Here is a 15,596-nt window from a genome sequence, read left to right on the forward strand (position 1 = left end):
TCAGCGATGCCGCAGCCGGCGATTGACCCGGCGCGCCAGATAGTCGCCCGCGCTCTGCACGAGCTGCACCAGCGCGATCAACACGACCACGACGGCCAGCATCATCTCCGGCATGAAGCGCTGGTAGCCGTAGCGGATGCCGAGATCGCCCAGGCCCCCGCCGCCGACCGCGCCGACCATGGCGGAGTAGCCGAGCAGGCTGACGACTGCGAGCGTCAGCGCCAGCAACAGGCCGGGCAGCGCTTCGGGGATCAGCACCTTGAACACGATCTGGAGCGGCGAAGCGCCGAACGAGGACGCGGTCTCGATCAGTCCGGCATCGACCTCGCGGATCGCCCCTTCGACGAGACGGGCGATGAACGGCGTCGATGCGATGGTCAACGGCACGATCGCCGCGGTCGATCCGATCGAGGTTCCGGCCACGAGTCGGGTGAACGGGATGATGGCGACGACCAGGATGATGAAGGGCGTGGAGCGCGTCGCATTGACGACGATGCCGAGCACGCGATTGACGGCAGCAGCCGCGAACAGCTCGCCCTTGCGGCTGGTCGCCAGGAACACGCCGAGCGGCAGGCCGAACGCGGTGCCGAGCAGCGCGGCGATGCCGACCATGTACAGGCTTTCGAAGGTCGCCTGGACGATCAGGTTGATGAGTTCAGGCGACATAGCCGAGACGCTCCGCCGAGAATTGATGATGAGACAGCCAGGCCTGCGTGCGCGCGGCCGCGCCCTCGCCGCCGGGAATGCCGAGCACCAGCGAGCCCACATGCTGGCCGCCGATCTCGTCGATGCGCGCCGACAGCAGCGAGACGTCGAGGCCGAGCTCGCGGGCGAGCCGCGCAATCAGCGTGTCGCCGGCCCCTGCCCCGCGCACCTGGACGCGGATCACGGCTTGGCTGCCCGGCTCCTGCACGATGCGGCTGGCGAGCGAGACCGGCAGGCTGTCGCCGGTCACTTCGGCCAGGAACGACTGCGTGATCGGATGTTTGGGATGGGTGAAGATGTCGGCGACATGGCCGCTCTCGACGACGTGGCCGGCGTCGAGCACGACGACTTCCTTGGCGAGCTGGCGCACCACCGACATCTCATGGGTGATCAGCACGATGGTCACGCCCAGCTCGCGGTTGATGTTGGCAAGCAGATCGAGGATCGCGCGCGTGGTTTGCGGATCGAGCGCCGAGGTTGCCTCGTCCGACAGCAGCACGTCCGGCCTTGTCGCCAGCGCGCGGGCAATGCCGACGCGCTGCTTCTGGCCGCCGGAGAGTTCGGACGGATAGCGGTCGTGCTTGTCGGCGATGCCGACCAGTGCGAGCAGTTCGGTCACGCGTGTCTTGATGTCGGCCTTCGACCAGCCGGCGATCTCCAGCGGCAGCGCGATGTTGTCGGCCGCGGTGCGCGAGGACAACAGGTTGAAATGCTGGAAGATCATGCCGATCGAGCGCTGCGCGAGCCGCAGATCGCGGCCCGTGAGCGCTGAGATGTCCCTGTTGTCGACCACGACGCGGCCCGTCGTCGGTTTCTCCAGACCGTTGATCAACCGCACCAGGCTCGACTTGCCGGCGCCGGAACGGCCGATCACGCCGGTGATGGAGCCGCGCGCGATGGCGAAGTCGATGCCTTGCAGCGCAACGACGCCGGGCTTGCCGCGATAGGCCGGATAGGTCTTCGAGACGGTCTCGAACCGAACCATCGCCTCCGGCTGGGCCGCGGCGTCTCGGATCTCGATCGGCTGTCCGATCACCAGCGATGGGTGCGCATTCATGGAAGCGGCTTTCATGGACGATCAGCCCGCCCGCCGGAAAGGCATGCGAGCACCGGGTCTCTGACCAGGCGACGGAAAATACAACAAACGCAGGCCGCTCGATCGCGACGCTGCACTGCAGCACACCATCGCCTTTTCCGGTCTTTTGTGCAATTTCAGATATTTGCGAGGATTGGGCGAAGTTTTCCTCAATCCCCGGTCCGGGAAGAAAATTCTCCTTCCGAAGCGTATCGGCTTGCGGCGGGCTCACCGGGCCATGGACAACCAGGGCAGCACGATCAGCAACAGCCCGGCGAAATAGAGCACGCCGAAGATCAGGCCGAAGCCCCAGAACTGGCCCTTCCCGATATAACCGCTGCCGTAATACATCGGCGCCGGGCCGGTCGCGTAAGGCGAAATCACGCCCATCAGGCCGAGCGAATACATGCAGAGCATCGCCAGCGTGGTTACCGGCAGATCGGGAATGCCGGAGCCGACCGCGAGCACCACCGGCAGCACGGCGGCCGCATGCGAGGTGATGCTCGAGAAGAAATAGTGGATCCAGAAGAACAGCGCGACCAAGAGGATCATCGCGGTCGACGGGCTGAGCCCCGTGAGCGGCTTTGCGAATTCATTGGCGAACCATGTGATGAAGCCGATCTCGTTGAGGCCCGAGGCCAGCGTCAGCAGCGAGGTGAAATAGAAGAACACCTCCCAGGCGCTTTTTTCGCTGACGATGTCGGCGAATTCGATCACGCCGGTGACCAGCATCAGCGAGATCACGATGAAGACGACGGTGGTGGCATTGACGAAGTTCGAGCCCAGAATCGGCACATGGATGTCCGGGCTCGAACCCGCGATCCACAGGAACATCGCCAGGATGATCAGCGCCAGCATGATCCATTCGTTCCGCGACATCGGGCCCATCTGGCTGAGTTCCTTGGCGGCCCAGTCGGAAATCTCGGGGCTGCGCTTCACCTCCGGACGGCAGACGAGATAGCTGAGCAGCGGCACCAGGATCATCAGCAGCAGGCCGAGCGGCGCAAAGCCCGTGAACCACTGCGCCCAGCTCACCTCGACCCCGACGGTCTTCTTGGCGATCGCAAGCGCGGCCGCGTTCGGCGCCAGCGCGGTGAAGAACAGCGAGCTCGTGATCGCGGTCGCCGCGAACGCGGTCCACATCACATAGGTGCCGATCTTGCCGGCCGTCGGCCCCGGCTCGGAGCCATAGATGCGGGGAATGTTGCTGATGATGGGATAGACGATGCCGCCGCTGCGCGCGGTGTTGGAGGGCGTCGCCGGCGCCAGCAGGAAGTCCGACATCGCCACCGCATAGCCGAGCCCGAGCGTGTTGGTGCCGAGGCGTCGCACCAGCACCAGCGCGATGCGCCGGCCGAGCTGGCTCTTGCGATAGCCGATCGAGAACACGAAGGCGCCGACGATCAGCCACACCGTGCTCTCGGCGAAGCCCCCTAGCATCCAGCGCAGCGATTTATTGGGATCGGCATCGATATAGCCACCGACGCCTGCGACCGTGAGCCCGATCAGGCCGACCGCACCGACCGGCATCGATTCCAGGATCAGCCCGGTGATGACGGCTGCGAACACGGCAAAATAGTGCCATTGATTGACGTTGAGGCCCGCCGGCACCGGGCAGAGATAGATCACGAGCCACACCGCGAGCGGTGCAACCAGCTTCCAGCGAAACCCTCGTCCCTCGGGTGCCGGCGCGCTAGCGGTCATGGACCCTCCCCCCGTTTGTCATCGCGTGTAGCGGTCCGTTGCCCGGCCGCGTTGTTCCAATGCGGCGTATACGGACTGTCCGCGGCGCGATCAATGGCTTGGATCGAGATCCGCCCGCATCTCGTCTGCTGCATGACGGCCGATCGGCGGGCCTCGACAGCGACGGACCAAAGCGCCTATCTTCCCGCCATGAGCCACGATCATTCCCACCACGATCACGACCATTCCGAACTGTCGGAGACCGAGCTGCGCGTGCGCGCGCTCGAGACTGTCCTGACCGAAAAAGGCTATGTCGAGCCCGCGGCGCTCGACGCCATCATCCAGGCCTATGAGACCAAGATCGGTCCGCATAACGGCGCGCGTGTCGTCGCCAAGGCCTGGACCGATCCCGCCTTCAAGAAGGCGCTGCTGGAGGACGGCAGCAAGGCGATCGGCACGCTCGGCCATGTCAGCCGCGTTGGCGACCATCTCGTCGTGGTCGAGAACACGCCGCAGCGTCACAACATGGTCGTGTGCACGCTGTGCTCCTGCTATCCCTGGGAAATGCTGGGGCTGCCGCCGGTCTGGTACAAGGCCTCGCCCTACCGCTCGCGCGCAGTCAAGGACCCGCGCGGCGTGCTCGCCGATTTCGGCGTGAGCGTGCCTGACGCCATCGAGATCCGGGTGTGGGATTCCACCGCCGAGACGCGCTTCCTGGTGCTGCCGATGCGCCCTGCAGGAACGGAAGGTTGGAGCGAGGCGCAGCTCGCCGAGCTCGTGACGCGCGATTCCATGATCGGCACGGGATTCCCGCGGACGCCGGGAGCGCCGTCATGAATGGCGTGCACGACATGGGCGGCATGGACGGGTTCGGCAAGGTCGAGCCCGAGGCCGACGAGCCTGTCTTCCACGCGGATTGGGAGTCGCGCGTGCTGGCGATGGTGCGCGCGATGGGCGCGGCCGGCGCCTTCAACATCGACACCTCGCGCTTCTATCGCGAAACGATCCCGCCGCACGTGTATCTGTCGAGCTCGTATTACAAGAAATGGTTCCTTGGCCTCGAGGAGATGCTGATCGACAAGGGCTACCTCACGAGAGAGGAGGTCGCTGCCGGCCATGCGAAGCAGCCCGGCAAGGCCCTCAAGCACGGCAAGTTCGATCTCGGCCAGGTCGAGCGCATCATGGTGCGCGGCCAATTCGCCCGCCCCGCCCCCGCTCCCGCCAAATTCAACATTGGCGATCGCGTCCGTGCGAAAAACATCCATCCCACAACGCACACAAGGCTGCCGCGCTATGTCCGCGGCCATGTCGGCGTGATCGAGCTGAACCACGGCTGCCATGTATTTCCCGACACGGCGGCGATGGAGCGCGGCGAGAATCCGCAATGGCTCTACACGGTCGTGTTCGAGGGCCGCGATCTCTGGGGCGCGGATGGCGATCCGACCTTGAAGGTCTCGATCGACGCGTTCGAGCCCTATCTGGACCCGGCGTGATGAGCAGCAGCGCCGCGGCCGCGACGGCGGCGATTCCGAGCATTCCGCGCGACGACGACGGCCCGGTGTTCCGCGCACCCTGGGAAGCGCAGGCCTTTGCGATGGCGCTGACGTTGCATGACCGCGGCGTGTTCACTTGGCCGGAATGGGCCGCGGCGCTCGCCGACGAGATCAAGCGCGCACAGGCCGCGGGCGACCCCGATACGGGCGAGACCTATTATCTGCACTGGCTCGCCACGCTGGAGGGCCTCGTCGCCCGCAAGGGCGTCGCCTCGATGGACACGCTGCATCGCTATCGCGATGCCTGGGATCATGCCGCGGACCGCACGCCGCACGGCAAGCCGATCGAACTGCGGGACGAGGATTTCGGATAGCTCTTCACCATCATCGTACTCCAGCCATCACTCTGCCGTCATCCTGAGGTGCGAGCCTTGCGATGCCCAGCATCGCAAGGTGAAGCCTCGAAGGATGGGCTCCGGGCGCGCTTGCGGCCCATCCTTCGAGGCGCGCAAGAGCGCGCGCCTCAGGATGACGACGGTGCACTTGGCGCTACTTTCCCCGCCACAAACTCCCGCCAGCCTTTCGCCCGCAGGCCGCACGCCGGACACTCGCCGCAGCCATAGCCCCACTCATGCCGTGCGCCGCGTTCGCCGAGATAGCAGGTGTGCGATTGCTCGCGGATCAGATCGACCAGTGCATCGCCGCCGAGGTCGTGCGCTAGCTTCCACGTCGCGGCCTTGTCGATCCACATCAGCGGCGTGTGCAGCTCGAAGGCTCTCGCCATGCCGAGTGAGAGTGCTGATTGCATGGCGCGGATGGTCTCGTCGCGGCAATCGGGATAGCCGGAATAGTCGGTCTCGCACATGCCGCCGACGATGTGGGTAATGCCACGCCGATAGGCCAGCGCGGCGGCGAAGGTCAGGAACACGAGGTTGCGGCCCGGCACGAAAGTGTTGGGCAGGCCGTCGGCGCCCATCGCGATGGCGACGTCGCGCGTCAGCGCCGTCTCGGACACTGCGGCCAGCGTCGGGATCGACAGCGTGTGGCTCTCGCCGAGCTTTGCGGCCCAATCCGCGCGAAGGCCCTTGATGCCGTCGAACAGCCACTCGCGGCAGTCGAGCTCGACGGCATGGCGTTGCCCGTATTCGAACCCCAGCGTCTCGACGCGGGCGAAGCGGCTCAGCGCCCAGGCGAGGCAGGTGGTGGAATCCTGTCCGCCGGAGAACAGCACCAGCGCGGTCTGTGATGAAAATGCGTCACTCATGGACCGCGCTTTAGCACTGCGGGACCTATCAGCCAATCAGTGGAAATCACCCTGTTCCGCCCCGCCCTGCTGGGAACGGCGGCCCGCTTTTGGCATAAGGTTTCGGACCCAGGAGACTGCCCCCCAATGACCCCTTCCCGCGACATTTCCCGCCTGATCGAGATCATGGCGGCGCTGCGCACGCCCGTGACCGGCTGCCCCTGGGACCTCGAGCAGAACTTTGCGACGATCGCGCCCTATACGATCGAGGAAGCCTATGAGGTGGTCGACGCCATCGATCGCGGCGATCTCGACGATCTCCGCGAGGAACTGGGCGACCTGCTGTTGCAGGTGGTGTTCCACGCCCAGATGGCCGAAGAGCAGAATGCGTTCTCCTTTGGGGATGTCGTCGAAGCCATCACGCGGAAAATGATCCGGCGCCATCCCCATGTCTTCGCCGACAAGGACGGCAATCTCGCCGCACATCATGTCAAGGAAGTCTGGGATCGCATCAAGGCCGAGGAAAAAGCCGAGCGCGCCGCGCGCCGGCCGCCGGAGGCGGCACCGCCGCACAAGTCGCTGCTATCGGGCATCAAGGCCGGCCAGCCAGCGCTGACGCGCGCCATGGAGCTGCAACGCAAGGCGTCCACCGTTGGCTTCGACTGGAACGATCCGCGCGCTGTGCTGCAAAAGATCCGCGAGGAAGCCGACGAGATCGAAGCTGCGCTGGATCGCAACGACAAGCAGGAGATCGCGGAGGAGACCGGCGATCTCATGTTTGCCCTCGTCAACCTCGCCCGCCACGTCGATGCCGACCCGGAAGCCGCATTGCGGGCCACCAACGCGAAGTTCGAGCGGCGGTTTGCCTATATCGAGCAGACGCTGGCAGCGCAGGGGCGCACGTTGGAGCAGGCGTCCCTCGCCGAGATGGACGCTCTGTGGAATGCGGCGAAGACGGCAAGCTGATCAGAGGGTATGCAGTGGACATCAGGCAGGACGATCCGGCGGCGCCGTATGTTGCCGATCTGTTGGCGCATCACCTCGCTGAGCTACAGAGCGTCATGGGCGAGCACGCTCAGGCACTCGACGCGAGCGGCCTTTCGGCGGCATCCGTGACGTTCTGGACCGCATGGCAAGACGGCCTAATGGCCGGCTTCGGCGCCCTGAAGCAGCTGGACGCCAGACATGGCGAAGTGAAGTCGATGCGCGCCGCGCCCACGGCACGACGGACCGGAGCCGGGCGCGCGATTCTGAACCACATCATCGCCGAAGCCCGCAAGCGAGGCTATGCGCGCCTGAGCCTGGAGACGGGCACCGCCCCGCTGCATGAACCTGCGATCGCGCTCTACCGTAGCGCGGGCTTCGTACCCTGTGAGCCGTTCGCCGACTATCAGGCGAGCCCGCACAACCAGTTCATGCGCCTCGATCTGGCTCTCACAGCAACGTGCCGCGGAGGATGACGGCGGCAACCCCGAAATAGATCACCAGTCCCGTCACGTCGACCAGGGTTGCCACGAACGGAGCGGACGCGCTTGCCGGATCGAAGCCAATGCGCTTGAGGATGAAGGGCAGCATCGATCCCGACAGCGATCCGAAGGTCACGATCCCAACCAGCGCCGCGCCGACAGTGAGGGCGACCAGCTCCCAATGCGGGCCATAGTCGAACAGACCGAGCGTCTGCCAGAGCGTGATCCTGACGATGCCGATCGCGCCGAGAATAGACCCAAGGGTGATTCCGGTCGGCAGCTCGCGCGCGGCAACCCGCCACCAGTCGCGGAGGCGCACCTCGTGCAGCGCCAGCGAGCGGATCAGCAGCGACGTCGCCTGCGACCCGGAATTGCCGCCTGAACTCATGATCAAGGGGATGAAGAGCGTCAGCACGATCGCCTTTTCGAGCTCACTCTGATAGCTCTGCATTGCAGTCGCCGTCAGCATTTCCGACAGGAACAGGGCGCACAGCCAGCCAGCGCGCTTCCTGATCATCTCGCCGAAGCTGATCCGCAAATACGGCTCGTCGATCGCTTCCATACCGCCGAATTTCTGTGCGTCCTCGGTCGATTCCTGGACGATTGCGTCTATGACGTCGTCGACGGTGACAATCCCAAGGATGTGACCGGGGCCGTCGACGACTGCGACCGCAAGCAGGTCATAGCGCGAGATCAGGCGCGCGGCCTCCATGCGATCGGCCTCCGGCGCAATCATCAGTGGCTTGCGCGCCGGCGCCGCCGTCAACACATTGGCGTGCGGATCGCCAGAGATCAGCCGGCGCAGCGGCACGGCATGAATCAGCGTCTTCGTGACGGGATCGACGACGAAAATCGAATAGACGGTCTCGCGGGTGCGCTCGACCATGCGAATGTGATGCAGCACCTCGGCGATGGTCCAGGTCGAGGGCACGCTGACGAATTCGGTCGTCATGATGCTGCCCGCGCTGCGCTCGGGATAGGCCAACAGCCCGAGGATGACGGTCCGCGTCTCCGGGTTGAGCCCATTCAAGAGCGTGGTGCGCAGCGGCTCGACCAACTCCTTGAAGATGTCGGCGGCACGGTCGTCGGAGACGGCCGACAGTAACGCCACCGCCGTCTCGCTCGGCAGTTCCGCGATGATCTCGCAGGTGTTGGCAAGCCCGGGCAGATCGAGCACCTCGATCGCCTTCTCGGTTGGCAAGGATCGCAGCAGGGCCGCGGCCTTGTCCGGCTCATGGGCATTCATCGCCTCGACGATGTCGGGGGCACGCTCCAGGGAGAGATCTCCCGTTCCGCTGCCGGGCTTGTCGCCCGCTTCGCTCGCATTCTGCATCGATGGTCCCTCACCGCTTGGTCTGGAGGGCAATGGACCAAGGCACCGCCGATTTCAAACACAAAGTGCGGCAGCCTGCCGCAGCTTCGACGTCATGCTGGTGTCATGTTTGGCTGTTCAGCCGGAGTCTGCTTCGCCGGCACGCTATCGCAAGCCGCCCGATCGGGCCCGCGCTAACTCGCCTGCGGCACCGCGTCGAAGCGGCGCATCACGATATCCCGCTTGGTCTCGTCCACCCGCACGGTCATGTCGAAGCGGCCGTCGCGCAGCTCTTTCGCCAGCACCTCGGAATTGCGATGCAGCCAGGAGATGCCGGCGCCGTCGGCGGCGTCGATCGAGAGATCGAGCGTGGTGCGCTTGGCAGCAAGTCGTTCCTCGATCGTGGCGAGCAGTGCATCGATCCCCTCGCCCGACACGGCCGAGACCAGCATCGCCGGATGATCCGCGGGCCTGCGCGCGGCGATGTTCAGGAGCTCTTCGCGCTGCTCTGCGTCGTAACGATCGATCTTGTTCCAGACCTCGATGATGCGGCCGCTATCATCGGGATTGATGCCGAGCTGGCGCAGCACGGCATCGACGTCGCTCTGCTGTGCCTCGGCATCCTCATGCGAGATGTCGCGCACATGCAGGATGACGTCGGCCTCCAGCACCTCCTCCAGCGTGGCGCGGAACGCGGCGACGAGCTGGGTCGGCAGGTTGGAGATGAAGCCGACCGTGTCGGACAGCATCGCCTTGCCGCCATGCGGCAGGTTGAGCGCACGCAAGGTGGGATCGAGCGTTGCGAACAGCATGTCGGCGGCCTGCACGTCGGCGCGGGTCAGGCGGTTGAACAGCGTCGACTTGCCGGCGTTGGTGTAGCCGACCAGCGCGACCACGCGATACGGCACGCGCTGGCGGCCGGCGCGGTGCAGGCGCCGCGTTGCCTGCACCTTCTTCAACTCGCTTTCCAGCTTAGTGATGCGCTCCTGGATCAGGCGGCGGTCGGCCTCGATCTGCGTCTCGCCGGGGCCGCCCATGAAGCCGAAACCGCCGCGCTGGCGTTCGAGATGGGTCCAGGATCGCACCAGGCGCGATCGCTGGTAATTGAGATGCGCGAGCTCGACCTGGAGCGAACCTTCCTTGGTCTTGGCGCGGCGCCCGAAGATTTCCAGAATGAGCCCGGTGCGGTCGAGCACCTTGGCCTGCAATTCCTTCTCGAGATTGCGCTGCTGGATCGGCGCCAGCGCGCAATCCATCACCACGAGCTCGACGTCGAGACTCTTGGCCAGCGCAGCGATCTCCTCGACCTTGCCCTTGCCGATATAGGTAGCGGGCCGGATCTGGCTGATCGGCGCGATGATGGCGTCGGCGATGACGAGATCGATCGCGCGCGCGAGACCGGCGGCTTCATCGAGGCGGGCCTCGGCGTCGCGTTGGACATGGCTTTCCGATTGCGCGTCGGCACCTGCCGCGCGCGCCCGCAAATAGGGGCCGATGACAAGCACCCGCCCCGTCTGCTTAGCCCCTGCCGACCGCGGACGGTCGGCAGCCCCGTCGAAATTCCGGGGTTCCAATCAGATCACTCTCAAGCCGGCTGATCCTCGCCGCCTTCGAACAGCTGGATCGGAGCGCCCGGCATGATGGTCGAGATCGCGTGCTTGTAGACAAGCTGCGAATGACCGTCGCGCCGAAGCAGCAAGCAGAAATTGTCGAACCAGGTCACGATGCCCTGGAGCTTCACTCCGTTGACCAGAAAGATCGTCAGTGGCGTCTTGGTTTTGCGAACGTGATTAAGGAAGGTGTCCTGTAGGTTTTGTGCGCGGTCTGCCGCCATTGTTTTTTTCTCGCTTTGAGTTTCTTTTTATTGCGCCGGTCGCGGCCCTGTTTTGACGCTTGGGCCTTCGTCCGGTTGCCGTCCCCTCATGAGATCCCCCTCTAGGGAACAGCGGGTTGATTAGAAGGCAGGCGGGCATTTTAGGCAAGCCGCTTCACGCGCCATGACGCGCCCTTGAGCCCCGAAAAACTACCGAAATCGACGGATTTCCTTCGAATATTGCCCTTGGCCGGAGGTTTGGAATCACTCAACCGACGCCCAATGCCTTCAACTTCCGGTGTAGTGCCGAACGTTCCATGCCAACGAACTCGGCCGTACGAGAAATATTTCCTGAAAAACGGCTGATCTGGGCAATCAAATAGTCGCGCTCGAACACTTCGCGCGCCTCTCGCAGCGGCAGGCCCATGATGTGCTCGCCATTGTTGCTGGTCGGCATCGCCGGGACCATCGAGCCAACGTCCTGCGGCAGCATATCGGCGGTGATGATCACTTCCGGACCGCCCGCGGCCAGAATCATGACTCTCTCGACGTTGTTGCGGAGCTGGCGCACATTGCCAGGCCAGACATGCGATTGCAGCACCGCCATCGCGTCCTGGCCGATCTGTCGCTTGGGCAGGCCGCTGCCGGCCGAGATCTGCTCCATGAAATAGTCGATCAGCTCCGGAATGTCCTCGCGCCGCTCCGACAGCGCGGGCACACGGATCGGGACCACGGAGAGGCGGTGGTAGAGGTCCTCGCGGAAATGCCCGGCCGCGATCTCCTCCTCGAGGTTGCGCGCCGTGGAGGAGATGATGCGGACGTCGACCTGCACCTTGCCGGTGCCGCCGACGCGCTGGAACGACTGCTCGACCAGCACGCGCAGGATCTTGTTCTGAGTCTCGCGCGGCATATCCGCGATCTCGTCGATGAACAGCGTGCCGCCATGCGCTTCTTCGAGCGCCCCCGGCTTGCGCGGCTGCTCGCCATTGGATTGCTCGATGCCGAAAAGCTCGTGCTCCATGCGCTCGGGCGTGATCGCGGCGGCATTGATCACGACGAACGGCCCGTCGGCGCGGCCCGAGGCCGCATGCAGCGTGCGCGCGGTCAATTCCTTGCCGGCGCCGGCGGGGCCGACGATCAGGATGCGGCTGTTGGCTTTCGCCGCGCGCTCGATGGTCTGGCGGAGCTGGTTCATGCTGGGCGAACGGCCGACGAGCTGGCTGGCGCTCGGCGCGAGCTGTTTCAGTTCCTTGACCTCGCGCTTGAGCCGCGAGTTTTCCAGCGCTCTGGTGGCGACCAGGATCAACCGGTCCGCCTTGAACGGCTTCTCGATGAAGTCGTAGGCGCCACGCTTGATGGCGGCGACTGCGGTCTCGATGTTGCCGTGGCCGGAGATCATGACGACTGGCAGATCGGCATTGTCCTTCTTGACCTGTTCGAGCAGCTGCAGGCCATCGAGCTTGGAGCCCTGCAGCCAGATGTCGAGGAATACCAGATGCGGCCGCCGATTGGCGATCTCGGCGAGAGCCGAATCGCTGTCACGCGCCGTCCTTGTGACGAAACCCTCGTCTTCGAGAATGCCCGCAACGAGATCCCGAATATCGGCCTCGTCATCGACAATCAGAATTTCACTTGCCATGGGTCGCGCCTGTCTTGTCAGCTGCCTGTTGAGGCTTCGATTTTCGTTGAATCATTGGTCTTTTCAGCCGGCTCTTTGGTTTCGGCCGCCGGCTCTTTTGTTTCCTGCGCCGCGACTGAAGCCGCGGGCGCGTCCTTGTTATCTACCGCGCCAGGGTTCTTCGCCGGCTCCTTTGCCGCGGGCGCGGCCTCGGCTCCCTCAGCCTTCTTGGCCTGGCCGGAGATCGCAAAGCGCATCCGCATCCAGGCACCGCGCTGGCCTTCGCGGAAGTCGGAGGCGTCCTTCAGCTCGATCCGTCCGCCATGGTCTTCGAGCACGCGGCCGACGATGGCAAGGCCAAGCCCCGTGCCCTTGGCGCGCGTGGTCACATAAGGCTCGAGCAACCGCGAGCGCGCAACCTTGGGCAGGCCGATACCGTTGTCGATGACGTCGATCAGCACGTCCTCGCCCTCGCGCGAGACGACGACGTCGATGCGGCCTTTGCCGAGCTCTTCGGGCGGGACCTGCTCGATCGCCTCGGTGGCGTTCTTGACGATGTTGGTGACCGCCTGCGAGATCAGCCGGCGGTCGAACTGGGCGCGCAGCGGATCCTCTTTGAATTCCGCCTCGATATCGAGTTCGGGATGCGCGACCTTCATCAGGAACACCGCCTGCCGCACGGTGTCGGCGACGTCCTCGCCTTCCATCACGGGCTTTGGCATCCGCGCAAAGCGCGAAAATTCGTCGACCATGCGCCTGATGTCGTCGACCTGTCGCACGATGGTGTCGGTGCACTGGTCGAAGATCTGCTTGTCCTTGGTCTCGGTGATGTCCTTGCCGAACTTGCGGCGGATGCGCTCGGCCGAGAGCTGGATCGGCGTCAGCGGGTTCTTGATCTCGTGGGCGATGCGGCGCGCGACGTCGCCCCAGGCCGAGGTACGCTGCGCCGAGACCAGCTCGGTGATGTCGTCGAGCGTGATGATGTAGCTGTCGTGCGGCTGGTTCTTCTCGGCGCTGACCCGCACGGACAGATTACGCTCGGTGCCGTCGCGCGTGATCGTGATCTGGCCCTGCACCAGGCGCTGGGTCCCTTCCCGCGACGCCTTCATCATCTCGTCGAGCTCGGGCAGCACGTCGGAGAGCGGATGACCGAGCGTCTCGGCCTCGGAATGTCCGATCAGCTTCTCGGCGGAACGGTTGAGGATGCCGACGCTGCCCGAACTATCGACGCCGATGATGCCGGCGCTGGCGGAGGACAGCACGGCCTCGATGAAGCGGCGGCGGCTGTCGATGAGGTCGCTGGCGTTGACGAGCTCGTCGCGCTGGCTGCGCAATTCCTGCGTCATCTTGTTGAAGGTCTCGCCGAGTTGCGCGAGATCGCCTTCCGATTGATACACCGGCACCTTCACATGCAGGTCGCCGGTCGAGACCGTGTGGGCCGCATTCATCAGCCGCCGGATCGGCGATACCAGCGAGTTGGCGAAGTTGAGCCCGATCAACACCGAGGCCATCAGAATGGTCAGCGCGATCACCGCGAACATCAGCGCGAAGGCGACCTGGATGCCGAGCCGGCGCGACTCGATCTGGGCGTATTCGGCGACGCTGAGCTCGGTCTGCTTGAGCTGATTGACGACGTTCGGATCGAGCGGACGCGCGACATAGAGGAAGGTGTCGCTGAAGGCCCGCAGCCGGATCACGGCGGCGACGAAGTTCGCGTCGGGCAGCACCGCGATCTCGGGCTCGGTTTCGTTGACGTTGCTGAGGAAGTCCGGTGCCGGCGGCGAATAGGCCAGCCGCATGCCGGTGTCGGCGGACTCGAGGATGTTGGTGTTCTTGTCGATGATCATCGCCCCCGGCAGGTTGCGGGAGGCAGCGCTGGCCGTCAGCAATTCGCGGAACGAGCGGCGATCCTGGTCGTAGAGCGGCCGTGCATGGGCGATGTCGTTGGCCATGCCGAGGATGTCGCCGCGGATCAGCTGGGCGTGGTCCTGCATATAGGCCCGCGCGATCGTCAGCGAGTTCTGGATCACTTCCTTGGTAGGACCTGAGAACAGCCGGTCGAGGCCGCGCTCGATGGTGACGTTGGCGACGACGGCGACAAGCACCGCCGGCAGCACGGCGACGATCGAGAACAGGCTGACGATCTGGACATGGAGGCGCGCGGCCGCCCGCCCCCGCCGCCGGGCCAGGATCAGCTGCCAGAGCTCGCGGACGATGATGCCGACCAGCAGCAGGATCGTCGCCGCATTGATCAGGTAGAACGAGCGCACCACTTCCGGCGTCGGCTCGATCCTGGTCAGCCCGGTCAGGACCAGGAAGGTCAGGAGGGCCGAGAGCAGCGCCAGCGCCACCGCAAACGGTGCCAGCCAGCGTCGCACCGACCAGCGCCGGGGCTCTTCCACTGGGGCCGTGTCAAAGGATGCGGCCGAGGTATCTGCGCTGGTCATTCCGGCAATGGGGTGCTGAAAACGGATCCGCGTCGGGCGGATACTGATGTATTCGTACCACATTGTTGCCGAATTGCGACAATTCCGCGGCGTCTCTCCCGCGACGGACCGGCGCATCCACAGGCGAACGCCTTCCGTTGGGTCAACGGCAGGAACAGAATCGGGCCATTCCGGCTTGATCCGGCATGGACAGGTTCTTTCTCGCAATGATGGTGTCGGCCGTGCTGCTGCTGATCGTGGCCTCGGACCTGCTCGTCAATGGCCCAAGCCGGCAGGACCAGACGGCGCAGATGGCCAATATCCAGCCGGTCGTCGCCCGCCTGATCAGATAGCTGCGGCGGCGCGACCTGCGGTCGCAAGGACAACACGACCGCGGAACATTCCGGCCCTGTCGGGACTTCTGCTCATCGCGCCGACCAAACGGCCAGCGCGATCCGGACAGGCTCAGCTCCACTTTGGCAGGGGAGCTGAGCCACCTCGGCGCAAACGCGTTGGCGTTCGTCCGCGCAAACGCGCGGCGCTTTGGTCGCGAGGACTAGCCCCCGCTCCTGTACACCTGGATATCGAGATCCCGGATCTTCTTCCGCAGCGTGTTGCGGTTGAGGCCGAGCAGGTCGGCGGCGCGGTGGAGGCCTATCTCTCATCGCACTTCCAGGGCTTTCCGAACGGCGTGCCGCCGCCGGGCCTCTATCACCGCATCCTCAAGGAGATCGAGGTGCCGCTGCTGACGGCCGCGCTCGC

15 protein-coding genes and 1 pseudogene are annotated in these 15,596 nt (G+C 64.9%); 6 read left to right on the forward strand and 10 right to left on the reverse strand.

Annotation, left to right across the window (positions count from 1 at the left end; all coding sequences use genetic code 11):
- The 3 genes from G8O24_RS28815 to G8O24_RS28825 form a co-directional block, all read right to left on the reverse strand.
- Positions 1-666 (reverse strand): methionine ABC transporter permease, encoded by a 666-nt coding sequence (locus G8O24_RS28815; protein ID WP_188105280.1) that lies wholly within the window; start codon positions 664-666, stop codon positions 1-3.
- Positions 656-1,762: a methionine ABC transporter ATP-binding protein gene (locus G8O24_RS28820; protein WP_244646038.1), complete on the reverse strand. Its 1,107-nt coding sequence runs from the start codon at positions 1,760-1,762 to the stop codon at positions 656-658. The genes G8O24_RS28815 and G8O24_RS28820 overlap by 11 nt, the downstream gene beginning before the upstream one ends.
- A gap of 246 nt (positions 1,763-2,008) precedes the next feature.
- Complete coding sequence (locus tag G8O24_RS28825; protein ID WP_188105284.1) at positions 2,009-3,484, reverse strand: DASS family sodium-coupled anion symporter; 1,476 nt, start codon at positions 3,482-3,484, stop codon at positions 2,009-2,011.
- 189 nt (positions 3,485-3,673) lie between these two features.
- Here G8O24_RS28825 and nthA point away from each other — a divergent pair, with 189 nt between their 5' ends.
- From nthA to G8O24_RS28840, 3 genes are read left to right on the forward strand one after another with little or no spacing between them, the layout of a single operon-like run.
- On the forward strand, positions 3,674-4,300 hold the full coding sequence (gene nthA / locus G8O24_RS28830) for a nitrile hydratase subunit alpha (RefSeq protein ID WP_188105308.1): 627 nt from the start codon (positions 3,674-3,676) through the stop codon (positions 4,298-4,300).
- Positions 4,297-4,956: a nitrile hydratase subunit beta gene (gene nthB, locus G8O24_RS28835; RefSeq protein ID WP_188105286.1), complete on the forward strand. Its 660-nt coding sequence runs from the start codon at positions 4,297-4,299 to the stop codon at positions 4,954-4,956. Before nthA ends, nthB begins: the two co-directional genes overlap by 4 nt.
- Positions 4,956-5,330, forward strand: coding sequence for a nitrile hydratase accessory protein (locus G8O24_RS28840; protein ID WP_191093350.1), 375 nt, complete (start codon positions 4,956-4,958; stop codon positions 5,328-5,330). The genes nthB and G8O24_RS28840 overlap by 1 nt, the downstream gene beginning before the upstream one ends.
- 149 nt (positions 5,331-5,479) lie before the next feature.
- On the opposite strand, the gene queC is transcribed toward G8O24_RS28840, so the two are convergent.
- The gene (queC, locus tag G8O24_RS28845) at positions 5,480-6,220 is read right to left on the reverse strand and encodes a 7-cyano-7-deazaguanine synthase QueC (RefSeq protein WP_188105290.1); all 741 of its coding nucleotides are present in this window, start codon (positions 6,218-6,220) and stop codon (positions 5,480-5,482) included.
- Between the two features lie 126 nt (positions 6,221-6,346).
- On the opposite strand from queC, the gene mazG reads away from it, so the two are divergent.
- Together mazG and G8O24_RS28855 are read left to right on the forward strand one after the other, a co-directional pair.
- Positions 6,347-7,165 carry a nucleoside triphosphate pyrophosphohydrolase gene (mazG, locus tag G8O24_RS28850; protein ID WP_188105292.1) on the forward strand — a complete coding sequence of 273 codons (819 nt, stop codon included), beginning with the start codon at positions 6,347-6,349 and terminating at the stop codon, positions 7,163-7,165.
- A 14-nt stretch (positions 7,166-7,179) separates the two neighbouring features.
- Complete coding sequence (locus G8O24_RS28855) at positions 7,180-7,659, forward strand: GNAT family N-acetyltransferase (RefSeq protein WP_188105294.1); 480 nt, start codon at positions 7,180-7,182, stop codon at positions 7,657-7,659.
- On the opposite strand, the gene mgtE is transcribed toward G8O24_RS28855, so the two are convergent.
- The 5 genes from mgtE to G8O24_RS28880 all read right to left on the reverse strand — a co-directional run bounded on the left by mgtE (position 7,634) and on the right by G8O24_RS28880 (position 14,855).
- Complete coding sequence (gene mgtE, locus G8O24_RS28860; RefSeq protein ID WP_188105295.1) at positions 7,634-8,998, reverse strand: magnesium transporter; 1,365 nt, start codon at positions 8,996-8,998, stop codon at positions 7,634-7,636. The two genes, G8O24_RS28855 and mgtE, sit on opposite strands and share 26 nt — an antisense overlap.
- 173 nt (positions 8,999-9,171) lie before the next feature.
- Positions 9,172-10,551 carry a GTPase HflX gene (hflX, locus tag G8O24_RS28865; protein WP_188105297.1) on the reverse strand — a complete coding sequence of 460 codons (1,380 nt, stop codon included), beginning with the start codon at positions 10,549-10,551 and terminating at the stop codon, positions 9,172-9,174.
- Positions 10,552-10,562: 11 nt separating this feature from the next.
- Positions 10,563-10,811 (reverse strand): RNA chaperone Hfq, encoded by a 249-nt coding sequence (gene hfq, locus G8O24_RS28870; RefSeq protein ID WP_007591126.1) that lies wholly within the window; start codon positions 10,809-10,811, stop codon positions 10,563-10,565.
- Positions 10,812-11,058: 247 nt separating this feature from the next.
- Positions 11,059-12,429: a nitrogen assimilation response regulator NtrX gene (gene ntrX / locus G8O24_RS28875; RefSeq protein ID WP_188105299.1), complete on the reverse strand. Its 1,371-nt coding sequence runs from the start codon at positions 12,427-12,429 to the stop codon at positions 11,059-11,061.
- Positions 12,430-12,446: 17 nt separating this feature from the next.
- Positions 12,447-14,855, reverse strand: a complete 2,409-nt coding sequence (locus G8O24_RS28880; RefSeq protein ID WP_188105301.1) for a sensor histidine kinase — start codon at positions 14,853-14,855, stop codon at positions 12,447-12,449.
- Between the two features lie 185 nt (positions 14,856-15,040).
- Between G8O24_RS28880 and G8O24_RS28885 the strand changes: the two genes are divergently transcribed.
- On the forward strand, positions 15,041-15,187 hold the full coding sequence (locus G8O24_RS28885) for a hypothetical protein (protein ID WP_188105309.1): 147 nt from the start codon (positions 15,041-15,043) through the stop codon (positions 15,185-15,187).
- A 203-nt stretch (positions 15,188-15,390) separates the two neighbouring features.
- On the opposite strand, the pseudogene G8O24_RS28890 reads toward G8O24_RS28885, so the two are convergent.
- A pseudogene (locus G8O24_RS28890) lies at positions 15,391-15,480 on the reverse strand (helix-turn-helix domain-containing protein); the annotation flags it as partial.
- Positions 15,481-15,596 lie beyond the last annotated feature (116 nt).

The sequence above is a fragment of the Bradyrhizobium campsiandrae genome (assembly GCF_014529705.1).
Lineage (GTDB): Bacteria > Pseudomonadota > Alphaproteobacteria > Rhizobiales > Xanthobacteraceae > Bradyrhizobium > Bradyrhizobium campsiandrae.

What these genes read in the sequence shown, in the direction of transcription:
- G8O24_RS28815 (WP_188105280.1), bottom strand. Translation starts at nt 666, where the DNA reads ATGTCGCCTGAACTCATCAACCTGATCGTCCAGGCGACCTTCGAAAGC.
- G8O24_RS28820 (WP_244646038.1), bottom strand. Translation starts at nt 1,762, where the DNA reads ATGAATGCGCACCCATCGCTGGTGATCGGACAGCCGATCGAGATCCGA.
- G8O24_RS28825 (WP_188105284.1), bottom strand. Translation starts at nt 3,484, where the DNA reads ATGACCGCTAGCGCGCCGGCACCCGAGGGACGAGGGTTTCGCTGGAAG.
- nthA (WP_188105308.1), top strand. Translation starts at nt 3,674, where the DNA reads ATGAGCCACGATCATTCCCACCACGATCACGACCATTCCGAACTGTCG.
- nthB (WP_188105286.1), top strand. Translation starts at nt 4,297, where the DNA reads ATGAATGGCGTGCACGACATGGGCGGCATGGACGGGTTCGGCAAGGTC.
- G8O24_RS28840 (WP_191093350.1), top strand. Translation starts at nt 4,956, where the DNA reads ATGAGCAGCAGCGCCGCGGCCGCGACGGCGGCGATTCCGAGCATTCCG.
- queC (WP_188105290.1), bottom strand. Translation starts at nt 6,220, where the DNA reads ATGAGTGACGCATTTTCATCACAGACCGCGCTGGTGCTGTTCTCCGGC.
- mazG (WP_188105292.1), top strand. Translation starts at nt 6,347, where the DNA reads ATGACCCCTTCCCGCGACATTTCCCGCCTGATCGAGATCATGGCGGCG.
- mgtE (WP_188105295.1), bottom strand. Translation starts at nt 8,998, where the DNA reads ATGCAGAATGCGAGCGAAGCGGGCGACAAGCCCGGCAGCGGAACGGGA.
- hfq (WP_007591126.1), bottom strand. Translation starts at nt 10,811, where the DNA reads ATGGCGGCAGACCGCGCACAAAACCTACAGGACACCTTCCTTAATCAC.
- ntrX (WP_188105299.1), bottom strand. Translation starts at nt 12,429, where the DNA reads ATGGCAAGTGAAATTCTGATTGTCGATGACGAGGCCGATATTCGGGAT.
- G8O24_RS28880 (WP_188105301.1), bottom strand. Translation starts at nt 14,855, where the DNA reads ATGACCAGCGCAGATACCTCGGCCGCATCCTTTGACACGGCCCCAGTG.
- G8O24_RS28885 (WP_188105309.1), top strand. Translation starts at nt 15,041, where the DNA reads ATGGACAGGTTCTTTCTCGCAATGATGGTGTCGGCCGTGCTGCTGCTG.